Source organism: Arthrobacter sp. TJ-170, from assembly GCF_058269305.1.
This window is the reverse complement of the sequence record NZ_JBZCNL010000014.1, coordinates 11814-33614: the sequence shown is the minus strand read 5'-3', so window position 1 is coordinate 33614 and position 21801 is coordinate 11814. Positions and strand designations below refer to the sequence as shown.

Genomic DNA, 21801 nt, shown 5'->3' with positions numbered 1-21801 from the left:
CGTCGGCAAGATGCAACCGCCGAATAAGCGCCCAATCCTCCACTGTGATCACCCACCCAATCGTTTGGAACAGGTGGCTCAGTTTTCAACCGTCACAATGGCTCACTTTTCGACCGTCACCGACACGGGTGCATCCGTGAAGTGCGCGTTCGAGGGTTCGGCTAATGGGACAGTACGGCTGCGTGCTGGTTCTCGTGATCGCGGCGAAGCCACTGCCTGGACTCAATCACTAAAAAGTGCCTCGAGAGGGGCAAGGGGCACGATTCCGTGCGCCTTGGCCATCAATTCCGTGCTCATGGTCACGAGCGCGTCAGCCTGCAATTGCGCGACAGCCAGGTATTCGGCGTCATAGGTTGATTCCCAGCGCTGCTCACGGGCGATCCTCCAAGCCGTACGGCGGGATACTCTGTCGCCCAGCAATCGCATTTTCATTTCAGTCATACGCTCATGCCGTTGAAGAGCTTCGTCCTCCGAAAGTCGCCCCTGTTCGACGGCTTCGAATAGAAGCGAGAGCGACTGGGAACGGATCAGGTTCGGCGCCACGAGTTGGTGTTTTACACCGACTCCGAAGTTGTCTGCGACGATCTGCAGGAGGGTTGGAGCGTCGATCGCATATCGCGTCATGGACCCAACCTTAGTTTGATCTGGATCTCTCATCTTCGGCATCACTGAGCCATTCGCTGGCTGGGCTGACCAACGAACTCCTCCGGTCCATCCGCGTGCGATTTAGGATCAGAGAATGCTGATACGCGAGGCGACTTTGGCTGACACCAACGGCATTGACGAAGTCTGCGATGCCAGCGGTAGAAGCCGCTGGCCTGCGAACCTACTCGTGGCGAAGAAGGACCGGCTGGTGGTGGTCGCAAAATGTCGAAGGCAAAGTCGTCGCTGTGGCCAAGACCCATTTTCACGAGGACTCGAAAGGTGAAGTGCCAGGCGGTCACTACCTCGGGGGTATCATCGTGGCTTCGGAGCACCGCCGCCAGGGTATAGCGACTGCGCTAACGAAGAAGAGGTTGGATTGGATCTGGTCTGTTGCCGGGACTGCTTACTACTTCGCTAATGAACACAACACCGCGTCGATCAGGATGCACGAGGTTTTTGGCTTTCGCGAGCTCGGTCGCTTTGCGAATATCCACGGTGTGACCGCCGACGACGGACAATCGAATCTGATCCTCTGCGAAGCGTCTCGCTGAGGGTTCGGCTTACGCAGCAGTCACGGAGACAATCCTGGTCCACCAAGCGGGTAGCCGCCCTGATTGCATAGAACGGCTCTGAGGAGTCACCATCGATTACAGCAATGGGACGACCGTCATCTCGGCGGGCCTAAGCGCGACATCGCCAAATGCGTCGTACACCGTTCGACGCGACCGAACCCTAAACGCGGGCGCTCATTGAAGCGATGCATGGGGCGGCCCTTATCATCGACGCATGGATCCACAAACGTCTACCGCACTTCTGACCGGCGGATTCACAATTGCGGGAGGCGTCGCCGTCGCGATTCTGTCGGCGCTGCTGGGTCGTTCCAATGAGGCTCGTAGAGTGAAAGTTGATGATGCTCGTCGTTGGTTGGAGGACAGGCGCTCGGTATATGCAAAATATCTGGGGTTGGCGGAGGCCATGCTCCGGGAAGTTGATGAGGTAGCGGTGTTCTTGTCCTACGACGGAAAGGACGAGATTTCGGTTGAAGACGAAATACTTCTAGCTGAAGGACTTACTCACTACTTCATGAAATGGGACGAGTCGCTTCAACCATTACTCGGCGAGGTTCAGTTGTTGGCAACCGGCGACGTGGCAGATCTCGCAGACCGCGTATCTGGTGCCCTGATGGAAATGACGTGGCGAATCGAAAAGCGGGCCCCATACACTGCGTACCATCCTTCCTGGTTCCAGGCCCAAGATCTGCTGCACGTTCTTCGCGACGCCATGCGTACCGAACTTGGCCTGCCGGCGTTGGGCTCCCTTACTACCGGTGCAAAAAATGATGATTGGCCGTGGCTAGAATCCCGTCCACCTTACGAGTCCTATATTCAGCAGCACTCAAGGCATCGCACCGAATCTCGGATCGCCGAAACTGAGTAACTTTAGACTCTGCGCGCTGACGGATCCCTCAACTCCAGTACGCATTTCGCCCGGAGTGCCGTGTAAGAATTGAACTCGTGAGAGCCTCGAATCCCGACATCGTGGATTGGCCCTCGTTTCTCTTTGCCCTACTCGTCGATTCCCTTCTCGTGTGGGCACCGACCGTTGTGGTCTTCTTCCTTGCCCCCCAACCCCCACCCCAGCTACTGCTTGCCCTGGTGTTTACTGGGCTGGTTGCTAACGGCGTCCTGTATGCCCGAGGTGCCACACTCGGCACGATCGTCGCCGGCTTCAGACTGTTCAATTTGCGGCGGAAGCGACCGGGCATTCGGTGGGGCCTGGTCCTGTCAGTGCTTACTTTGGTTTCGGTGCCGGTGATTGTCGTTCTGGCCGGTGGCAACTTCATCTTCAACAGCGGGTCGGACTGGTTGAGGGAGCAGAATCGGTACCCGCTTTTCGGTGAAAGAACGCACCGGCGGCGATTCCTCGAAGCCGCCGACAATTATTGGGAGCGCTGGGCAGAATGATGGGCATTCGAGAGCTCACGCGCTAGCGAAGGCTAACCCTAGAAGTGTGCGCTGAGGGACCGCTTCCAGACTGAACGAACCTAACCTCTACTTCGGGTCGATGGCTTTCACGATCATAGTGAGCGTCAAGTATGAAGGCATCGCTGCTAGAAGCAGGAGGCCCATTATCAGTATGCCGACGGGAGTCGAGAGCGCGAGGACGCCCACGACGACACCCATGCCGAAAGCACCCAATATGAAGGCCAGAGTGGCAACGAAAAGGGCCCGCCTGATATTCGTCATGATCTACCCTCTCGGAAGAACCATTAGAAAACCTTCTTATGCTCGCGAATGCAGCGTAGAAGCTTCATCCGGGTCGATGACTGACTTCTTGTCAGTCCGCATGGGGTTGGTCTGGTTGCCGTTGGCATCATAGGTGTACTTGCGGATAGCCGTTGGCGGGGCCGTGCACGTTCCGGTGCCGGTGGATGTCCAGCAGAGCTGGTCGGCGGCGTTGTAGGCGGCATTGACAGTGGTAGTGGCGGTCTTGGCGGAGGTCAGCCGGTTGCCGTTGGCGTCGTAGCTCCAGGATTCGGTGATGGTGCCGGTGACCGTCTTGGTGAGGCGCTGCAATGCGTCTAGGTGTAGGTGCTCACTGCCCCGGTTTCGGTGGTCATGGTCTTGCGGAGCTTCCCGTCCTTGCCCGTGGAGCCGACGGTGTAGGTGTAGGCGCGTTTGGTCAGGACCGTGCCGGCGGTGTTGGTGGCGGTGATGTTGGTGGTGCGTCCGGCCTTGCCGAACACGGTGCTGTTCTTCACTCCGTTCGGGTACTTGGTGACGGTACGGCGGTTGTTCTTGTCGTACTCGATTCGGCCAGGGAGATCAGCCGGTTCGCCGGATCGTACCTGTAGGCCACGGTGCGGGTGCGGTCGTGGGCGGATTTGTTGGAGCAGGCCTAGGAGCCCTTGCAGGAGATGGTGTGGGTGCTATTCCCGGTGCTATCGGTGGCGTCGTGGGCGGAGCCGTCATCGGGGGTGCTAGAGGCGCCATAATGGGAGTTATTACGGGTCACATCATTTGCTGGCTTCCTCTCCCGGAATGGCTCCAATGGGCGCAATGACTGGGACTGCCACAGATGATCGCGCACTTCGGAGGAGAAGAAGACGATGACAAGGTCCCGACCCAATGAGCAACAATCACCTGGGAAGGTCATTCAGTTCCTTCAGCGAGAGTCCACGATACTCAACGTAACCGGCCGTGAGCTCAGCACTTGGAAACTTATCTTGTTGGTGTTTCCCCCACCAATCGCATTCATCATCTTCGAACTGTTCGGCTTCCTGCCAGCTATCCTTGTCGGAAGTTTCCTCTACCTTTGTCTGGCCCGGTTCCTCCTCCATGGACATCGCAAGCGGAAAGATCGGTTTACCAAATCCACGATGTCAAACGACGCAGGCAAGGAAAGCGAAGACTAGATTATATGAAGGGAGGTGCGACGGTTTGTCGCACCTCCCTTCACCTACTTACCTCTCAGGCGTTGCGGCGCCTCATCACGAGCGTTAGCGCCAAACCGGCGAGCAGAAGTGCTGCACCCAGTCCTGCCGCGATGAGCGTGATGCCGCCGGTCCGGCAGATATCCACCCGCCCCAGGGGTATTGGCCTCAGGTGTTTCCTCCGGATGGAAGACAAACCTTGCGCGAGAGCTCGAGGACGCTGGGTTCACCGTCGACTGGAAGGCACTCCGGTAAGAGGAGTGACTGCAGTAGTCGATGTACGGAAGATTTGATCCCCCTCACCAGCCTGAGGTTCTTCGAATGAGTGGACCGACAGCACTGGTGTGCGACTGTTGGTCAACGAAATAAGCTCTCACATGAGATTCCCAAGCCCACAGCCGAAGACCTGAAAAGAATAAAGAGCTCCTACACGACATCGGTGGGCAGAGTGTTCTTTGGGGTGCGCAGTCAGCCCTCGATGTCTGGGTTATAGAACAGCGTGCTCAGCTCGATCAACGGTTGTCTGAGCGGCCAGGTCTTCAAAGGGCCAATACCGCCTACGACGCCGGCCCCGCTGGACCCAGTTCAGCAAGCTATCGACTGGCTACAATCCTCCTGTTAGCGGTCTTTGTCGCTCCTCTACCTTTGAAGGGCACGGTGAAGGATCCACGTGTTGATCCTCCACCGTTTCCGCGAACCCGGAACGCTTGTTGACGGGACTCTTTACCTCCTTGCCTGGGGGACGATACAGCGAAAACTAAGCGATTCCAGTGCGATGGTCTCGCTTGTTCAGTCGACTCATCCGACTTCCGCCGTGGTCGAGAATCGCGGCTGGTCGGACCGATCAATCGTCGAACGATGCTCTTCTGACGTAAACGAGGATGCCTACGGCGCATAAGGCAACCAGCAGCATCGAGCCACTGCTAAAGAAGTCACCCCGGACAAGCTGGATGACCCCGATTATCACGGCCAGAGAGGCTGTTGCGACGGCAAGCATCTGCCCCAATTTCCTAGCCTTCATTCCCCAATCCCCCGTCAGCAGTTTGCGGCTTCGCTCGTTCCTAATGCCTGCATCCAGTCCCCTCCCTATATTCTCGAGACAGACTTTGGGTTCTGGCGTTCACGTTCCCGAATCCTTGGGTTTTTTTCTCATGACGGCATAGATCCCGAATACGGGAAGCGGGACCAGCCATAGCGTTCCGATCAAAGCATCGATCCAACGGAACTCAAATATGAGCAGCAAGAAACAGAAGGCCAGTGATAGGCCGATAAGTCCCCCAACGATGGCTCTCCTCAATTGTCCTCGTCGTTCAGTCATTCGATTCCTCCTTTCTGGTCATGAAGAAGATGGCACCGAAGAGTATTGCGAAGACCATATAGGTCGCCGCCGCCCACCCGAGGTTGCGATTGAAAAGCGCTGTCATGCTCACGCCGAGAAATAGCAGGAATAGCAAAAGTGACGCGATCAAGCTGAATCACACGAGCGGCGTCGGAAGAGGCCGCCTGTTGCCCGAGAGGCCCAAGAAGTCTTTCGCAGAAGGATTTCTTGCCATGCCTAACGATTCCTATCAGTTCGGTAGGGAACAGGTTCCTGAGCATCATCTCGGGCACACCTTATGACAAGGTTCAACTCGCCCTAACAGTGCGATTCCAGTCGCTTCGAAAAGATGTGGGCTCGTTACTATCGGGTGTTCGGTGAGGGATCCTCGTGGCGCTGTTGTCAGAGGCCGTCTTGTGTGGCCGACCGAGCTTCGAACAGTAGAAGGAAGATGAGAGCTGACACGAAGATCAAGCAACCACCGACGAGGAATGTCGATCCGCTCTCGACCAACCGGTACAGTGCCCAGGCGAACGATCCGACCACCAAAATGGAAAACAGATAGTACTTCCAACTCGTCGCTGTCAGCAGGTATCCACCTTTCCGCGATAGCCAAAGCTGGGCAGCTTGAATGAGTGCAAACACCGCGAAAGTGCCCCAGATTACCGTCAAGAAGCTCCGCTGCTGCATATCATCTGCCACTAATACCAAGACAACACCAATGAGGATAAGGACGACCATAAGAGTTGCTGCGATACGCGCCCGTTTTAGACGCGCCACATCACCATCAGCTTGGGTTCCATCTCTGTCCAAAGGCCGCATAGTTACACCTTCCGAATCTGTGTCAGGACGGTCTCAGCATCATCACTGACAAACCCTATGAGAAGGTGCAAGTCTCCCGAGTGGCCGCAATCTCGTTTTGCTCTCCACCGCCATCTGGCCCCTAGCGGCATTTAACCCCCCCGAAAAACGGCACGATGAGGGATCCAATACGGTGGCGGAAGCCGCCCGTTCGCTCGTTAACGGATCTTTAAGCCGTTTTGCCGTCTCTTATGGTGTTCCCGCGTTGCCTGGCAGATGAGATGACCTGCCAGGTCCCCCAAAGGGTACTCACTAGAAGGGGCGTGCCGGCGATTATCGTTTCCTCGTACCTCGGATCAAACGACCGCTGAGTTGAGCCGTCAGTCATGGTGAAGACACACTCGACCCCCAAGGGAAAATAGGTGTATTGGCCCGCTGGAGGGAAGGGCATTCCTTCGGGGTTGTGAATGGTGCCTGGCGGGAGATACTCGGTCAGGCAAAGCACAGACACTGGGTTTCCGTGTCTCACGGTCGCGCGGTCAAGCACCGCGAAGAATAGATACCATCCAAGCGAGAACAGCACAGCGACAATGACGATCCGCCATTTCCTGTCCAGCATCAGCCCCCCAATTGGCAGCGTGGTCCGATCACTATGCCACGCCATGCTCCCTTTGTCTCCAGCTCCGAGAAAAGCCGTAAGTCTCTCCACAGAAGATTGCGACACGGCACTTGGGTCTGACGTCCCTCGCGATTGACCAGTCCGAACTGGTTGAGGGGTCGTGAATTTCGTGCTCTCGCTGAATGCGCTGGGCGCGTCCATCACCGGGTACCGAGCCATCTCCAAGGCCCGGAAGGACCAGGAAACCTAGACGGGCGCAGGCCGGGCTGCACGAGAGGGCACGCCCGGCTCTATCTGGCCGGCTCCTATCGGTCACGGTCGCCGTTGGGAAAGGAGTACATAGCCCCAAACAGTGAACTCATCGATACCGCCATGGCCTGGGCGCTCTTGGTGAGTTCGTCCACCGCTGTTTGGTAGCGACGGTGATCGCGTGTCTTCCACTCCGGTGGAATATGAAAGGAGGCTTCGACGCCGGCTTCACGCTCAGTTTTGCTTTGAGGTTCAAGCCACATATGTTCGTTGATTTTGTCTGCAAAGCCAACCACAGCGTGCTTGAATTCTTCCCACTCCGCTCGGAGAGCGGGATTCTCAAGCTTCCGCGGATCTCTGTCCCACATGTATCTTCGCTCGTCTATTTGCTGCGCAAACCACGAAGGTAGGTTCCCAAAATGGATATGCTCGACAAGGTAGACGTGAAAGTCACCATGGAGATCCCAGCCGTCCAACCACCTCCGTAGAAGCACCAGGTCGTTATCATCCCGATCACTAGCTAACTGTTGGTCTTCCCACGCCTTTCGCAAATCGCCTTGCTTGGCACGAACCAGCAAGTTAGCCCAGAAGCGCACGATCCACGGAAGCAACGTCAACAACACCGCAAATGCGGCCCAACCCCAGAGTCCGGTAGCCGTCAATACTTGCTGGGTGATCGGAATAAACACACCGATCAGTGCCACTACCCCGCTGATGGTCGCTGCCCAAGTCAAAAACTCGCCGACAGGGTTCTTGGTCTCACTAGCCACGCCCCGACTCTATCTGCAGGTTGTCTGGCTGCTTGGCTACGTTCGTCCATCAGTCCGCCCGGCCAAGCGGGTCCGGGGGTCCGGAGCTCCCTCCAAGTCAGACTCAGCCGTCCATTCAAGGGGTGCGGTGAGGGATGGGGTTAGGGGACGCTGGAACCTTGGTCTCGGCCATCACTGGTTGCATCGAGGAACGCCCCGGTTTGTTGGAAGCGTCGGACCGTGAGAACGAAAAGTGCGACCAACATAAGCAGAAGCACAATCGTCACGAGGTCAAGGATTGACGTTATACCCCGGAATGTAGCCTGCCCGATAAGGAATAAGAGCACCCCAGGAGAAATGAGCAACTGTTTTGCCAGTCCCTCCCGGATCTGAATAGCAGCACCTCTAAGGACCTGCAGATTCGCCGTGTCTACTGGCTTTTTCTGCACCACCTGGTGCCGAACTAGTTTCACTTCCTCAGATGTCAGGCCGATCGTGACCCCGACGCGCTGTGGCTGCACCATGGGGCTGAGTTTCTTGCTTCCATAAACCAAGCCGACAACCAAGATTGCAAGGCCTGCCAGCATCAGCCCAATCGAGAGTCCCGTGCGAAAGAAACCATCGAAGATGTCGGGCCAAATGAAGGCTAAGGCGAAGCCAACGGCGAACGAAACTAGAACCGTAAGTGGCATCGGCATCGAGAAGTACCGTCTGACGACGCTCCCGATACCGAGGTCCCTCATGCCCTCTGCCCTCTTGGCGGCCTTAGCCCAGCGCAAATCTACACCCGCATCAGGTTCATACATGGGGACTCACCATCCCTTCGTCGCCGTGCTGCAATCATAGACGCGCGTTCAGGCACCCCAATCAGATGCGAAAGCGCCGGCATATCTCCTACTTCGAGATCATGTCGCATCGCACCCGCCCGAGAAAGGGTGCGGTGGGGGATCGTTCAAACGTTCTCACAGGGTCAGTCAGGTAACTATGGTGCCATCGGGCAGTCTCTCTTAGCTCGTGGGCTGGATACGCCTGGCCTGGAGATTGTTCGCTGCGTGGGTGGGCTACTCATCGCTCTGCAGCGCTAGTCCAAGAAGCTAAGGCCTCATTTTGGGAGGAAGCTATGAGCAACTACCCTTCTAGTCCGTCCGATCATCCGGGTCTGCAATACCCGACACCTCAACAACCGCGTGTTGATCCCGGTCGTTCGTTGGGAATCGCCGGGTTCATCCTGGCGCTCCTGATCCCGGTAAGTGCCATTGGCCTCATTCTGAGCATCGTCGCACTAGTGCAATCCCGCAAGGCAGGAGCGAAGAACAAATTCGCACTGGCAGGAGTCATCATCGGGGCAGTGATCACCACCCTCGGTCTTGCGTTCCTCATTTTCGGTTTCGTCTCGTTGTTCCAGATCTGCTCCGAACTCGGCAACGGGATACACCAGCGCAACGGCATCACGTACAGCTGCAACTTCTAGCCCACGCCCAAACCTGAGGAGCACACCTCAGATGTGCAACTCCGTTAGACCCATTCGAAAAACGCATGGTGGAGGATCCGTAATCGGAGGGTAAGCCTGGATTCCCGTTATCTTCGGCCACATCGGTTACTACGGCGAGGTCCTTTCCTTCCTCGGGTTACACTTCCCGGACAAGCGATATGGTGTCGATTCTTTTCACCCAGACTTCCGTTTAGCTTCTGTTCGATCTCTTCGAGGAGGGCGAAGTGTCTGAAACCCTAGAAACCGTCATCTTCGGCACATTCGTCCTGGTCATGGCTTCGATCCTGTTCTTCAGCGCAGGTCCTATGGAAAGGGCGAGCCGGCCGGTTGCTGAACAGATATTCAAGACGTCGCCGGCCTTTGAGAAGTCGCGAGTCAGATTGAGCGCTTCGATCCTCGGCGGTGCGGCTTTTTTTCTGATCCTGTTTGGGCTCGTTGGGGGCTCCCTTTCCAGTGTGCTGAGAAGCGCGTGGTGGGTTGGGATTTTGGTCCTTCTGGGGGCGCTGCTCTTGATCGTCTTACGACGAAGGGTCGCCAAAGCTGTCGCCCGACCTGCCCCGCCCATCTACGGCAACCTCAACGCAATTGAACGTCAAGATGTCACGGCGAGGGTGCTATTCGGAGTAGGTCTTTTTGCGGGGTGGGGCGGGTTAGCCCTAGCCCTGCAACCACTGGTTAGGTGATTCGGAGAAAGCGCTGGAAGGGGGAGTCATGATCGACCATCAGCCGGTACCGACCGCGGGAGGCATCTTGCACGCTGTGGCGTTCTTGACCCTCCCCAGCGAAAGGCAAATGACCACGACCCAGGAAGTGATAGCAGGGGTTGTAGTCGTACTCATTGGACTAGGCCTGTTCCTTTTCAGGGAACGGTTCATCAAACTTCAGCTCCTATCTATCCAAGGGCTAAAACCAATGAAGAGCCACCTCGCGACGGTTCGACGGTTACTCGAAGTAGCCTGGGTGGTCTTCAGCATCGTGCTCATCCTTATCGGTCTAAGCTGGCTTCTGCCCTTCGTCTAGAAGACCGGTATGAGGAATGACCCAAACGGAATCAAGGCTCTCAGGGGAAGACTTGTCCGTTAGACCCTCCCGAGAAAGCGCACGGTGGAGGATCCCCCACCGTGCCCTTCCTCGGCCAGGCCTAACGCACGGCGCACAGTGCGATCACCATGCTTCTGGGAAGGCGCGGATCATTTCGGGCGGAAAGGCGGATAGTAGGGCGCGTCGGAGTTTCTTACTGTTTTTCCATTGGTGGACGTCGAGCTCGGTGCTTCGTCCTCGACTGTCCAGTAGAGCGATTCCCCCGCTGCTGCGGTCTCCGACCAGGACGACATCTGTCAATTTGATGGCCTTTGTTTTGGAGCTTCGGTGCTTCATCAGATGCGTCTCGGTGAGCTGCAGAACGCTCTTATTCGATCTGTTCGGCCACACATTTGATTGACGGCCAGTTTGATCCGATTGTGGGTCGGTTGTGTCATGGTCTTGCCAGATTTCATATGGGTCGATCGTTAGACCTGCGTCTCGGCACTTCTTCTTCTTGGGTTTGACGTCGCTGTCCATTGCGATGACCAAGGTCTTCAGGCTGGCCTTCAGTGTCGCGGTAAGGGCCGCTGCCCCCGTTTCGTCTGCTAGGGCGAGCAGTTCCTCGCGTGTAGGCGTTTTTCTTTGGAAGAGTCCGTCGATGGCGACTTGGTCCAGATATTCCGTTGGCACGGTTTCATCCCAGGCAAGATCAATAACGTAATCGTTGTGGGCGGACTCGACCGCATGAGCACTGAACCCGGACGCGGCAATGTCGTTCAGGGCTTCGAGTGCGGCGTTCAGAGTCTTGCGGGTGTTCTCCACAATCGGATCGAGCACAAGATCAAGCTGCACGGCCTCTCTGCCGAGGACGGTGATAATTGGATCAACCGAGTAGATCAACCCCTGGTCGTGGCTCAGCCGCTTCCGCAGTTCGTAGTCCATCGCGCTGGCCAGGAGCGCACCTTGCCGGATAGGGACGATCAGGGACAGGGCGATGCCTACCTTCGATGACATGACCAACGTCGGCTCTGTGATAACCGGGATCGGTTCGTCGCGGACTGTTGGACTGCCAGAGGGCAGCCGGACATCAAGAGCAGCTGGCATGGGGCCGACAAAAGTCAGGGCGGCGTTCGCGCTGGAAAACCAGCTTTTCGCCCAATCGGTAGCCTCATCTGCAGTGATAGCGGATAGCGTTGGGACGCCGATCTGACCGATCCCAAGTCCTTGGGCTCCGAATCGGTAGGTCAGCAGCCCGGCGGATAGGTTCTGGAATGCCCATGGGTTCTCCGCCTGGATGGACGCTTTCTCCAGCGCAAGGTCGTCCTCTGTGAGGGCAGCGAAATCGGAAAGGACTTCAGCGATCCTGTTGAAGAAGGCAGCTACTGCATCCGGCTTGCCGGAGGCGTGGAACTCCGTAGTGTTCGTATCCACGCTTCCTCCATGGCGCACGGTAATCGGTTGAACGCGACGCAACACGATGTGTTCGATCAAATGCGTGATGCCGGCCAGCGCAACAGGTTCATCGCGGAGTCCGACCCCGAAGACCAATGTGCCCGTACATATACGACGCTGCATATCCAGCCAATACGACTGGATACCGTTGTGATTAGTGCTCTCGACCCTCTGCAGCATAAATCGAATTCTCTCAGCAGACACGGCGGCGAAATGACCACGACATCCCGCTCTCACCAGGAAGCGGATCCCTCAGCGCACCTTCTGAAAGGGAATGCCCGCTGATCAGTGGGTGGGCGTGGCCCTTCTATTTGGCAGCAGGCATCTGCCCGGTGAAAGCGTATTTCTGGTGAACCTTTTGCAGCAGTATGGTCAGGTCCGCTAGTACGAGTTTCGGTATGTCTGATTCATCCGTTTGCAGTATCCGGTTCAGGTTCGGCGTGATGTGGCCGATGATCCTGAGACCTTTCTTGCGCATGCGCGTGGACGTTGGTTCCTGTCCAGTGTGCATAGCTGCAGCGCCGGGGTACATGGCGCGACTTTCGGCGATCCCGAACTCCACTGCCCGTAGGGGCCCGCTCAGCCACCATTGCCGCCACGCTTCGGATGCGTTGATGTCCATGGCGACTTCTCTCATGGTTGCCCGATATAACTGCACCCGGTGAGGAGCATGTTCAAGCTGTTCTGCATATTCGAGGAAGCGCGGTTCGTCTTCACGGGGTTTGAGGGGCCACAGTGTGTTGGTGTTGCGCTCATAGGCTTCCTCGAAGGCATTTGGGAGTCCGTTCCCAATCATGCCCTCGAAGAAGTCGAACATTGCAGGCCGATCCGGTTGCTCGAGAAAGTGTCCATCGGGCGGTGGGACATTGCCGACGAGGACTTGGTACAGGCACCAGCCGTTCAGCCACTGCTCGTAGCTGAAGGGCTGCGGCTCATTCATCCTGCCCAGTAGTGGAGGGGCTGCGGGGTCAAAGTCCTGCGGGGTCGCCGGGTTACTCATGGCCGGTTCAACGGTCTTTGCCGCAAAGAGTGCCTGAGGCTCGGGCCTAGCCTCCCATTGGATGAACAACTCGGACGCGCTGCGCTGGGCTTGCCCGAAGAGATCAATGATCATGTCAGCTCTCTCAGAGCTGAGCTTCTTCACCAGCGCATCGTGCTGGGGACCGGGATCCCGGTTCCACAGCCTGGCCTGCCTCACAAAAACTTCAAGATCCATAAGTCCTTCACCAACTACGAACGGTCATCGCAAGCCACCAAAAAGCACTTTTCGCAAAATCTACCTGCTCCGGCCAAAACGGATGGGCCTACGCCCGCTACTACACCAGCGAGACCGAACGACGCGGCGAGCTGGAAGGCTAGCTGCGCAACTACAACCACCACCGGCCGCATACCGCCTGCGGCAATCAGCCGCCAATCTCACGGTTGACCTTCCAGCCCACATAGCTGGCGACAGCGGCCGATGGTTTCTGGAGCAGGACCGTTCCCCCGATGACACGATAGAAGCATGAACGAGCTTCAGCCTTGGGCGTCTGGCGAGGAGATCGATCGCTTGCGGCATGGCTCCGATGGGGTCTGCTGGTGGTGTCGGCGACGTCCGGCAGATAGTCGAGAGCATAAGTACAAGGCCAGTGACCTCAAGGCCCTCTGGGACGACGGAGGGCTCTACTGGTTCGGAGATGGCGGACCTCGACACATCGGCGGGAAGAAGGCCATCGGCCGTGACCGTCATGGTGTCTTGACCTTCTCGCCCTCCTTGTGCTTCGCCTGCAACAACGCTGACTCACAGCCATTTGATCGGGCCTATGACAAGTACAGCCAGTTCGTGGCTTCCGGAGGCTTGTCGGGCAGGCAATCTCTAGACTTCCCTAAGCTTTATGGAGCGGGAGCAGCAACCTTGCGCGTCGACTTGGCCCGCTACTTCACCAAGCACTTCGGGTGTCGAATGGTCGCCGATGGCTTCGATGTTCCGGATTCGATGCGCTCCTTTCTCGACGGCGCGCCTGATATGCCGGATGTTCACCTCGGCTTCGCCAAGCTTGGGATGCTGGCAGAGCTCGCCGATCTCGGAACGTTCCTGCACCCAACGGCAGGCATCGGGTTTTTGTCGGCGGATCGCAGTCGACTGACTGGGTACGTCACCGGGGTGTTCATCAGAGATGTGGGCGTGAGGTTCGAGTGGAGAGAGGACGGCTTCGATAGCTCATGGAAGAGCTTCTTCCTTTTTTCGCGCGGCGTCATCAACTACTTCGAGACCGAAGAGGACATGCATTTCGCCCGTCGAACGCCCATGCCGCGAGCGTGCTCGTGGCTAAACATGTGGAGGCGGAGTTAGGCGATTCTTCCTCCGCAAAACGCATCCCGGTCATCCTCGCGGTCGACTAACGTCTCCGGTCAGTACAACTAGAGGATCCTCCACCGCACGCCTCTTTGCTAACGGAAACAGGCATGGTCTCCGCGTCAGTGACATAGATTCAGGGCTCATTCTCTAGTGTTTTGAATGCGCACTCTCGCGTCCACGGCATAGAGCAGGGCGCCTGTTGCGATCAGCGCGAGACCGATCGCGATCTGCCAAACAAACCACGTTCCAGTGCCCGTGCTTAGCGCTATTAGGGCGCTGAAGGCGAGTAAACCTCCGAGGATCGTGAAGCTAGACCCAAGCTTCCTTCGCGTTGTACTTCCACCGTTCATGCCGCCAAGTTCCTTCCACTAATTCCAGCCACTATGACGCCAGCTCTTTCCCTCTAGGTCAAGCAGGCCCTCGAGAAATCGTCCCAGTAGGCGATCCCTTACCGTACAGTCGCAAGCTGATCCTTATGTTTGCCCTTTTTCGAGCGGTTTCAGTCAAATTAGTGATCCGCCAGTTAGGTTGTGAGGATGACGAGACTCTCGTGGAGGACGATCGTCATTGGCTCGGTTGCCCTCATTGTCTCGGCTGCTTTTGTGGGAGTGCTGCTGTCCCGATTCCTGCCCTCCGGCTCGCAGTTGTGGATACTTCCGACGGTCGTGGCTGTGGCTGTGATTGTGTCGATAGTTGTGAGAAAGAATGCAGAACAAGGACATCGCTGATATCAGTTGGATTCGCGACGTGCGGCGAAAGCTGATCCTCCACCGTGCTCGTCCGTGACTTGAGGGCGGCTGTTTACTTAGGCGCCTGCTGGTTGTTGGCGAAATGCGCGTCGCTCTCGGGGGGCGATGGGGATAGTTGCGGCTATGACCGCTGCTATGGATGCGGGGAGGATGAACCATCCGACAATCCATATTGTGGTGGTAATCGCCAGGATGGTCATGATGCCTGCGACGCAAGCAGTGGTTAGTGGCATTCTGCGTCCCCGTACGAAGGGCGGTACGGCCGTCAGGAGAAGTGCTGCGATGAGTGTTACTGCGATTTTGGGGTCCATATTGAACAGCACGAGCTGCGTGGTTGTGCTGATGACTTCACCGGTGTCTGGATCAATGGTGGAACCGACATACCCCGTGCGCAGCGAGATGATTGCAGTGGCTAGGAGCGCCAGGGCGAAACTAATGATCTGCGCTGTGCGCTTTGCAGTCATATAGCCCCTGATCCCCTGACGTGCCGGCGAAGCGGTCGATCGCACCTGGGCGGGCCCGATGTCGGGGCGTCGCCGTGGAATCTCCTCGCGCACCGGATCTGCGACATCCGTCGGCGGGCCCAGGCGCGTCAGTACGTCGTCAACGGCTTCTCCGCGTGCAAGCGCCTCAGTGATGTGGGAGCGCAAGCCATCCATAATCTCAGCCGTTTGCTCCGCCGATGCACGTCGAAGAGTTTGCTCAGCTGCGGCGAGCCAGGCTACTGCTTCGGCGGGAAGTTCGTTGTGCGTCACGATGGTCTCCTGAGGGTGCGATCTACTGCGTTCCGAAGAGGGATCCACGAGTTCTCGAACACTTCGAGAGCGTCGCGACCTGCTGGGGTGAGGGTGTAGTACTTTCGGGGTCGTCCAGCTTCCGATTCCTGCCATTCGCTTTCCGCGAGCCCGGAGGTCAACAAGCGTGCGAGCAGCGGATATAGCGTGCTCTCTCCCGCAATCAGTCCGTCAGCTTCGAGGCGGCGGGCCATGTCCAGCCCGTAGGTGGGACCGTCCCGCAATATTGCGAGGGCACAGAACTCAACCAGTCCTCTGCGAAGACTCGTGAGTACGCGTTCGGTGGTTACCATGTACCGCATAGTACAACGTGACACAAGGTATAGAACAGGGTGGAGTAGTCATCGTCGGATAACAGTAGGGAGTCCGATCCGATCCCTCACCGTGCCGTTTCTCGTGCGGGCCTTCTGCGACCGGTCGATGGTTCTGGTTTGCTGCTGCGAAAAGCAATCGTCCTTCACGTTGAAGTTGCAACATGGTGCGAGCGATGCCTGCACCGCGCAAGGTCGACCTGTCGGTGGTGCCGAAGGGCTGGTGGCAGAAGCTGGTATTCCCCGTCGGCAGGCCCGAGGAAACGGTGGACCGCAACGCCTACGTGTTCTGCGTTCTGGAGAAATTCCACACCGCGCTCAAGCACCGGCGACATCTTCGCGGCCACCTCCGACCCCTGGTCAGATCCCCGGACCCGGCTACTGTCGGGGCCGGCGTGGGAGAACGCGAAGGGCCCGGCGCTGGGCGCTTTGCTGCTGCCGGAGCAGCCCGAGTCTGCTCGCGGGGCACGCCGGGACCTTGGATGCGGCATGGCGAACGGTGTCCGGCGGGATGACCGCCGGCGGGGACATCACCGTGGACACCGAGGGCCGGATGGGTCTGCGAACTCACTTCCGCCAGCTGATCTCACCCACAGTGACTCGTATACCGAATGGTGGGCGGGTTAGTGCGTCTCGCCGGGCACGATCGTGAAATACCCTTCCGGCTCGATGACCGGCAGCCCAGGTATCGCTCAGTTGAGCACGGAGGTCCTCGGCAAGCAGGGTGACGAAACATTTCACGTAAGGGTCGACGCTCGTGAGTCGTGGATCAAAGTTGTCAGAGTGGAGTGTTGTCGACGTCGACAAGCGAGAGATTCGGTGGGTACTGACACCGAATCTCTCGCGCCCCTGAGCAATTACGAGCTGTTGCTCCGCGCGTTGGTTGAAGATGAGCGCGCGAAACTCGTCGCGGTGGGCGTCGATGTCGATGAATACACACGCATACCTAGCGGCGGACGGCCGCGACGCTGATTAAGCGGGCGGCCGGAGTCATGCTGGGCCAATGGGAAGGAGTGGGGTCGAGACCAAGGTCATGTATTGGCCATGCCGACGAGGCACGAGGGGCACGTCCAAAAGGACGTGCCCCTCGTCTGTCCCGGCGACGTGACGCCGCCGGAGCAGGAATCGGGTGTTGGTCAGGCTGCGTCGCGCAGAACCTCGCGCAGCGCCTCGTACTGTGGCTTCGGGTTGTTGTGCATGTCGTACAGCAGGCCTGCGCCCTGGCCGGTGAACCAGCCGGGGATCCAGGAATTCGCGTCCGACACGCCCCATACCGTGTACGAGTTGCACGCCTCAACCGCGAGACAGTCCTCGAGGGTCTGTGCCCACCAGTCAACCTGCTGGTCGGCCTCGGCAGGGTCCACCGGGGTGTTGGTGTAGGTGCCGTTCGGCTTCTGGGCGACGTAGGTCCGGATGTCGACCTCAGTCAACGCGACCTCCAGACCCAGGTCGGCGAATCGCTGCAGGTTGTTGCGCAGGTCAGGGTAGCCGTACTGCGTGTCGAGGTGCCCCTGGAAGCCGACACCGTGGATCGGCACCCCGTCCGCGAGCAGTTCCTGCACGAAGGTATACGCGGCGTTGCTCTTGGGGCCAGTGAACTCCAGGTTGTAGTCGTTGTAGAAGAGCAGCGCATTCGGGTCGGCCTCGTGCGCCCAGCGGAATACGTCGGCGACGTACTGCTCGCCCGGCAGGCCGAGTTCCTCGTATGCCTGGTACCAGATGGTCTCGCGGAAGCTACCCTCGGCGTCGTCGTTGAAGATCTCATTGACGACGTCCCACTGCTGGATGTCGCCCGAGAAGTGCCCGGCGACTGTCCGGACGTGGTTCTCCAGGATCACGCGCAGCTCCTCGGCGCTGTAATCCCCCGTCGTGAGCCAGGTGGGCAGCTGGTTGTGCCACACGAGCGTGTGCCCCCGTACGACCTGGCCGTTCGCCTCGGCGTTGGCGATCAGCGCCTCCGCCGCGGCCCAGTCGTACACGCCGGGAGCCGGGTTCAGGGCCTCCCACTTCATCACATTTTCGGCGGTGACGCTGGAGTACTGGGTGTTGACGATGTTGCGGTACTTGCCGTTTTGTTCCAGCAGGTCGGCATTCACAGCAACGCCGATCTTGATGCCGGCGTCGTCGGCGAGGGTGCGCAGGCTGTTCTCACTGATGACGGACGAGTGCTCTGACGCCTTCGGGTGTGACGGCGGAGCTGGAGCAGCGAAGGCGGTGCTCGGGACGATCACCACAGAGGCCAGCACCAGGACGCTGGCGAGTAGGGGACGAGTTGTGCGCATAAATACTCCTTTGTATGAGGGCGTGGCGGGCGGGTCGATTGGCATCTTCCTCCCCCTACCCATAGTTAGCCAGATAAGTTGTGGCTGTCAACAAATATTTCTGCCACCACCGCGAGGGACTGGGTGCGGTTGTGAGAACAGGACCGGACCGGATCGCGGAGCGAGCTGCAGATCGTCGTGACAGTCGATTGACGAGTCAACGGGCACCCGGCACGCATTTGTTGCGAGGATCTCTATTTGTTGCCGGAAAACTCTTGCGTTTCACCGGGGCAGTGTTTAGGCTCACACCATACCAATAACTTTCGACGCAAATGTCGAAACTTTCGAGAGGCGTTCAAGGATGAACAAGCACAGCACCAGGAAGCTGCTGACCGTTGGGGTGGCGACAGCAGTCGCTCTCGGCGGCCTGTCAGCGTGTGGCTCCGGCGATGGAGCATCAGAAAGTGGCGACGTCACCATGACGTTCTGGCAGAACTCGACGACGGGTGCTGGCAAAGCGTACTGGGAGAAGACGGTCGCAGCGTTCGAGGAGGCAAACCCTGGCGTCACGATTGAGATGCAGTCCATCCAGAACGAGGAGATGGACGGGAAGCTCCAGACGGCGCTGAACTCCGGCGATGCACCCGACATCTTTATGGCGCGCGGCGGCGGCAAGCTTGCGGATGTCGTTGCGGCCGGACAGGCCATGGACATCACGGATTCCATCGACGACGCCACCAGGGCCGCTGTGCCCGAAGGTGTATTGAGCGCCTTCGAGGTCGAGGACAAGATTTACGGAATGCCGACCGCTGTGCTGCCTGGTGGCATGTTCTACAGCCAAGACCTCTTCGCCGAAGCGGGCGTCGAAGGAACACCGACGACCATCGACGAGCTCGGTTCCGTTGCTGAGAAGCTCAAGGGTGCAGGAATCGACCCCATCGCCGTCGGCGCGAAGGATGCGTGGCCGGCAGCGCACTGGTACTACTTCTTCGCGTTGCGGGCATGCTCGCAGGACGCGATGAACGAAGCGGCCGAGTCGAAGCAGTTTGACGACCCATGCTGGCTCGAGGCCGGAAAGGAGCTGGAGAAGTTCGTGAAAACGGAACCGTTCAACAACGGATTCCTCACCACATCGGCGCAGCAGGGAGCAGGCAGCTCTGCGGGTCTCCTTGCGAATCAAAAAGCAGCAATGGAACTCATGGGCGCATGGAACCCAGGTGTCATCGCATCGCTGACCCCCGACGAGAAGCCGCTGCCTGACCTTGGCTGGTTCCCGTTCCCTGAGGTCGACGGAGGCGAAGGCGCCGAGGGCGCCATGATGGGTGGCGTCGACGGCTTCACCTGCTCCGCTCAGGCCCCGAAGGAAGAGTGCACTGCGTTCCTGAACTTCTTCATGCAGAAGGAACATCAGGAGGCCTACGCGGAGGCGTTCCAGACTCTCCCCGCCAACCAGGATGCCCAGGCGGTTGTCACTGACCCGGCGCTCCAGTCGATCCTTCAGGCGTACAACGACGCACCGTACGTCATGGTCTGGCTGGACACCCTGTTCGGCCAGAACGTCGGGAACGCGCTGAACAAGGGTGTCGTCGACATGTTCGCCGGTCAGGGCACAGCTGAAGACATCGTCTCCGCCGTGAACGACGCAGCAGCAAAGGGATAGCAGCAGATAATGACTGAACCTGCCGTGGGTGCTCCGTTGATGACCGACAAGCAGCCGCCGCAGGGCACGGTAACGGCAGGGGACGGCGTTCGCGCGTCGTCCCCTGCCGCACCGCGGCCCAAACGGCGTCCAACGGACTGGCGCAAGCGCCTCGAGATCATGCTTCTGGCCGGGCCGGCGATCGTCGTTTTTGTCGGCTTCGTCATCTTCCCGGTCGTCCTCGCCGGCTACTACGGCTTCTTCCGCTGGAAGGGCTTTGGGCCAGCCACCGACTTCGTCGGTTTCGAAAACTACCTGATCATCTTTCAGGACAGCGCGTTCCACGACGTGCTGCGCCACAACGGGTTCATCCTCGTGCTCTCCCTGGTCATCCAGGGCCCCATTGCGGTCGGCCTCGCCCTCCTGCTCAACCGGAAGATCCGTGGCCGCTCGCTCATCCGCGTCCTCATCTTCGTCCCGTACATCATCTCCGAGGTCATCGTCGGGATCGGCTGGGGTCTCATGCTGCAGACATCCGGCGCCGTTAATGGGCTGCTCGAAAGCATCGGGTTGGGAGCTTTCCAGGCAGACTGGCTCTCTGATCCGAACATCGCCATCTGGTCCCTGATGGTGATCATCTCGTGGAAGTACATCGGCTTCGCCGTCATCCTTTTCCTCGCCGGATTGCAGAGCATCCCAGACGAATTGTTTGAGGCGGCCGCGATCGACGGCGCCAGCTACTGGCAGACCCAGCGCACCATCACGCTGCCGCTCCTCGGGCCGACCGTGCGGATCTGGGCGTTCCTGTCAATCATCGGCTCGCTGCAGTTGTTCGACCTGGTCTTCATCATCTGGGGCCAGTACGTCGCCTCGACTGCCGGTACCTCGACCATGGCCACCTACATGGTGGCCAACGGACGCACATCGGGCAACTTCGGCTACGGCAGTGCTGTCGCCGTCGTCATGTTCCTGATCTCCCTCGTCATCGCATTGATCTACCAGCGGTTCGTTCTCCAACGCGACACCGCCGGTGCCCTCACGGAAGGAAAGAAGTGATGACTGTTCTCGAAGCTCCCACTCTTACGCGCGAAAAGCGTCGACCGAGTGACCGCCAGCCATGGGGCAGCCCGGCGACCTACTTCATCGCGTTTGTCTTCATCGCACTCTGTCTCGGACCCGTGATTTACATCATCCTCGGTGGGTTCCGCGACAACTCGCAGATCACCAATTCGCCCGCGGGATTCCCGAACCCGTGGAATTTCGACAACTACGCTGAGGTGCTCGCGAGCCCGACCTTCTGGCAGCAGGTCGGCAACTCGGCGATTGCCGGGATCGCTACGACCATCGGTGTGGTGGTGCTAGGCCTGATGGCGAGCTTCATTCTCGCGCGATACACGTTTGCCGGTCGTGGAGCGATGTATTCACTGTTCGCCGCCGGGCTCATGTTCCCTATGACCGTGGCGATCACGCCGCTCTACATCCTCGTCAGGGACCTGGGCCTGATGAACAGCCTGGCTGGCGTGATTCTCCCGCAGATCGCCTTCGGCTTGCCGGTGACGATCATCATCCTGGTGCCGTTCCTCAAGGCCATCCCCGATGAAATCGAAGAGGCTGCGTCGATCGACGGCACCAGCCGGCTGGGCTTCTTCTTCCGGATGGTCGTTCCTTTGTCGCTGCCGGGCGTGGTGACGACGGGCATCCTTGCTTTCGTGGCGAGCTGGAACAGCTATCTTCTGCCGCTGTTCATCCTCAGTAACCAGGCGACGTACACCCTGCCGCTCGGTGTTCAGGCGTTCGCTTCGCAGTATTCGGTGGACACGGCGAAGGTACTCGCCTTCACCTCACTGTCCATGATTCCGGCACTGATATTTTTCACGCTGTTCGAGCGTCGCATCGTCGGCGGACTCACCGGCGCCGTCAAAGGTTAG

Annotated in this window: 26 protein-coding genes and 1 pseudogene; 13 read left to right on the top strand and 14 right to left on the bottom strand. The window is 58.5% G+C overall.

Annotated features, from left to right (window positions below; all coding sequences use genetic code 11):
- Positions 1-222 precede the first annotated feature (222 nt).
- Positions 223-624, bottom strand: a complete 402-nt coding sequence (locus tag AC4D1W_RS16705) for a type II toxin-antitoxin system VapC family toxin (protein ID WP_490899478.1) — start codon at positions 622-624, stop codon at positions 223-225.
- Positions 625-794: 170 nt separating this feature from the next.
- Between AC4D1W_RS16705 and AC4D1W_RS16700 the strand changes: the two genes are divergently transcribed.
- From AC4D1W_RS16700 to AC4D1W_RS16690, 3 genes are all read left to right on the top strand, one after another.
- Positions 795-1196: a GNAT family N-acetyltransferase gene (locus AC4D1W_RS16700; protein ID WP_490892763.1), complete on the top strand. Its 402-nt coding sequence runs from the start codon at positions 795-797 to the stop codon at positions 1194-1196.
- A gap of 235 nt (positions 1197-1431) precedes the next feature.
- A complete protein-coding gene (locus AC4D1W_RS16695) occupies positions 1432-2082 on the top strand; it encodes a hypothetical protein (protein ID WP_490892764.1) in 651 nt (216 codons plus the stop codon).
- A 77-nt stretch (positions 2083-2159) separates the two neighbouring features.
- A complete protein-coding gene (locus AC4D1W_RS16690) occupies positions 2160-2609 on the top strand; it encodes a hypothetical protein (RefSeq protein WP_490892765.1) in 450 nt (149 codons plus the stop codon).
- An 87-nt stretch (positions 2610-2696) separates the two neighbouring features.
- On the opposite strand, the gene AC4D1W_RS16685 is transcribed toward AC4D1W_RS16690, so the two are convergent.
- The 8 genes from AC4D1W_RS16685 to AC4D1W_RS16650 form a co-directional block, all read right to left on the bottom strand.
- A complete protein-coding gene (locus AC4D1W_RS16685; protein WP_490892766.1) occupies positions 2697-2891 on the bottom strand; it encodes a hypothetical protein in 195 nt (64 codons plus the stop codon).
- Positions 2892-2927: 36 nt separating this feature from the next.
- Positions 2928-3221: a hypothetical protein gene (locus tag AC4D1W_RS16680; RefSeq protein WP_490892767.1), complete on the bottom strand. Its 294-nt coding sequence runs from the start codon at positions 3219-3221 to the stop codon at positions 2928-2930.
- A 5-nt stretch (positions 3222-3226) separates the two neighbouring features.
- Positions 3227-3406 carry a hypothetical protein gene (locus AC4D1W_RS16675; RefSeq protein ID WP_490892768.1) on the bottom strand — a complete coding sequence of 60 codons (180 nt, stop codon included), beginning with the start codon at positions 3404-3406 and terminating at the stop codon, positions 3227-3229.
- Positions 3407-4115: 709 nt separating this feature from the next.
- Positions 4116-4226, bottom strand: a complete 111-nt coding sequence (locus tag AC4D1W_RS16670; protein WP_490892769.1) for an LPXTG cell wall anchor domain-containing protein — start codon at positions 4224-4226, stop codon at positions 4116-4118.
- A gap of 1572 nt (positions 4227-5798) precedes the next feature.
- Positions 5799-6218: a hypothetical protein gene (locus AC4D1W_RS16665; RefSeq protein WP_490892771.1), complete on the bottom strand. Its 420-nt coding sequence runs from the start codon at positions 6216-6218 to the stop codon at positions 5799-5801.
- A 208-nt stretch (positions 6219-6426) separates the two neighbouring features.
- On the bottom strand, positions 6427-6861 hold the full coding sequence (locus AC4D1W_RS16660) for a hypothetical protein (protein WP_490899477.1): 435 nt from the start codon (positions 6859-6861) through the stop codon (positions 6427-6429).
- 260 nt (positions 6862-7121) lie between these two features.
- A complete protein-coding gene (locus AC4D1W_RS16655; protein ID WP_490892773.1) occupies positions 7122-7835 on the bottom strand; it encodes a hypothetical protein in 714 nt (237 codons plus the stop codon).
- A 140-nt stretch (positions 7836-7975) separates the two neighbouring features.
- A complete protein-coding gene (locus AC4D1W_RS16650; protein WP_490892774.1) occupies positions 7976-8620 on the bottom strand; it encodes a hypothetical protein in 645 nt (214 codons plus the stop codon).
- Positions 8621-8934: 314 nt separating this feature from the next.
- Here AC4D1W_RS16650 and AC4D1W_RS16645 point away from each other — a divergent pair, with 314 nt between their 5' ends.
- The 3 genes from AC4D1W_RS16645 (at position 8935) to AC4D1W_RS16635 (ending at position 10326) form a co-directional block, all read left to right on the top strand.
- Complete coding sequence (locus AC4D1W_RS16645; RefSeq protein WP_490892775.1) at positions 8935-9285, top strand: DUF4190 domain-containing protein; 351 nt, start codon at positions 8935-8937, stop codon at positions 9283-9285.
- Between the two features lie 245 nt (positions 9286-9530).
- Positions 9531-9989, top strand: coding sequence for a hypothetical protein (locus tag AC4D1W_RS16640; RefSeq protein WP_490899476.1), 459 nt, complete (start codon positions 9531-9533; stop codon positions 9987-9989).
- Positions 9990-10017: 28 nt separating this feature from the next.
- Positions 10018-10326: a hypothetical protein gene (locus tag AC4D1W_RS16635; protein ID WP_490899475.1), complete on the top strand. Its 309-nt coding sequence runs from the start codon at positions 10018-10020 to the stop codon at positions 10324-10326.
- A gap of 144 nt (positions 10327-10470) precedes the next feature.
- Here AC4D1W_RS16635 and AC4D1W_RS16630 read toward each other — a convergent pair whose 3' ends face one another.
- Together AC4D1W_RS16630 and AC4D1W_RS16625 are read right to left on the bottom strand one after the other, a co-directional pair.
- Positions 10471-11961 carry a peptidase M16 family protein gene (locus tag AC4D1W_RS16630; protein WP_490899474.1) on the bottom strand — a complete coding sequence of 497 codons (1491 nt, stop codon included), beginning with the start codon at positions 11959-11961 and terminating at the stop codon, positions 10471-10473.
- 127 nt (positions 11962-12088) lie between these two features.
- Entirely contained in the window at positions 12089-12997 is a 909-nt protein-coding gene (locus tag AC4D1W_RS16625; protein ID WP_490899473.1) for a hypothetical protein, read from the bottom strand.
- A 77-nt stretch (positions 12998-13074) separates the two neighbouring features.
- Here AC4D1W_RS16625 and AC4D1W_RS16620 point away from each other — a divergent pair.
- Both AC4D1W_RS16620 and AC4D1W_RS16615 read left to right on the top strand, forming a co-directional pair.
- A pseudogene (locus AC4D1W_RS16620) lies at positions 13075-13224 on the top strand (integrase core domain-containing protein); the annotation flags it as partial.
- A 61-nt stretch (positions 13225-13285) separates the two neighbouring features.
- On the top strand, positions 13286-14113 hold the full coding sequence (locus tag AC4D1W_RS16615; RefSeq protein WP_490899472.1) for a hypothetical protein: 828 nt from the start codon (positions 13286-13288) through the stop codon (positions 14111-14113).
- A gap of 811 nt (positions 14114-14924) precedes the next feature.
- Here AC4D1W_RS16615 and AC4D1W_RS16610 read toward each other — a convergent pair.
- Both AC4D1W_RS16610 and AC4D1W_RS16605 read right to left on the bottom strand, forming a co-directional pair.
- Positions 14925-15623, bottom strand: a complete 699-nt coding sequence (locus AC4D1W_RS16610; protein WP_490892994.1) for an HAAS signaling domain-containing protein — start codon at positions 15621-15623, stop codon at positions 14925-14927.
- On the bottom strand, positions 15620-15955 hold the full coding sequence (locus AC4D1W_RS16605) for a PadR family transcriptional regulator (protein WP_490892995.1): 336 nt from the start codon (positions 15953-15955) through the stop codon (positions 15620-15622). The genes AC4D1W_RS16610 and AC4D1W_RS16605 overlap by 4 nt, the downstream gene beginning before the upstream one ends.
- 194 nt (positions 15956-16149) lie before the next feature.
- Between AC4D1W_RS16605 and AC4D1W_RS16600 the strand changes: the two genes are divergently transcribed.
- Entirely contained in the window at positions 16150-16488 is a 339-nt protein-coding gene (locus AC4D1W_RS16600; RefSeq protein WP_490892996.1) for a hypothetical protein, read from the top strand.
- A 304-nt stretch (positions 16489-16792) separates the two neighbouring features.
- Entirely contained in the window at positions 16793-16945 is a 153-nt protein-coding gene (locus AC4D1W_RS16595; protein WP_490892997.1) for a hypothetical protein, read from the top strand.
- A gap of 164 nt (positions 16946-17109) precedes the next feature.
- Here the strand turns inward: AC4D1W_RS16595 and AC4D1W_RS16590 are convergent, their stop codons facing one another.
- Positions 17110-18255 carry an endo-1,4-beta-xylanase gene (locus AC4D1W_RS16590; RefSeq protein ID WP_490899471.1) on the bottom strand — a complete coding sequence of 382 codons (1146 nt, stop codon included), beginning with the start codon at positions 18253-18255 and terminating at the stop codon, positions 17110-17112.
- 340 nt (positions 18256-18595) lie between these two features.
- Between AC4D1W_RS16590 and AC4D1W_RS16585 the strand changes: the two genes are divergently transcribed.
- The 3 genes from AC4D1W_RS16585 to AC4D1W_RS16575 are packed head-to-tail and all read left to right on the top strand — an operon-like array spanning position 18596 to position 21801.
- On the top strand, positions 18596-19894 hold the full coding sequence (locus AC4D1W_RS16585) for an ABC transporter substrate-binding protein (protein ID WP_490892999.1): 1299 nt from the start codon (positions 18596-18598) through the stop codon (positions 19892-19894).
- 39 nt (positions 19895-19933) lie between these two features.
- The gene (locus tag AC4D1W_RS16580; protein WP_490893035.1) at positions 19934-20929 is read left to right on the top strand and encodes a carbohydrate ABC transporter permease; all 996 of its coding nucleotides are present in this window, start codon (positions 19934-19936) and stop codon (positions 20927-20929) included.
- Positions 20929-21801 (top strand): carbohydrate ABC transporter permease, encoded by an 873-nt coding sequence (locus tag AC4D1W_RS16575; protein WP_490893000.1) that lies wholly within the window; start codon positions 20929-20931, stop codon positions 21799-21801. The genes AC4D1W_RS16580 and AC4D1W_RS16575 overlap by 1 nt, the downstream gene beginning before the upstream one ends.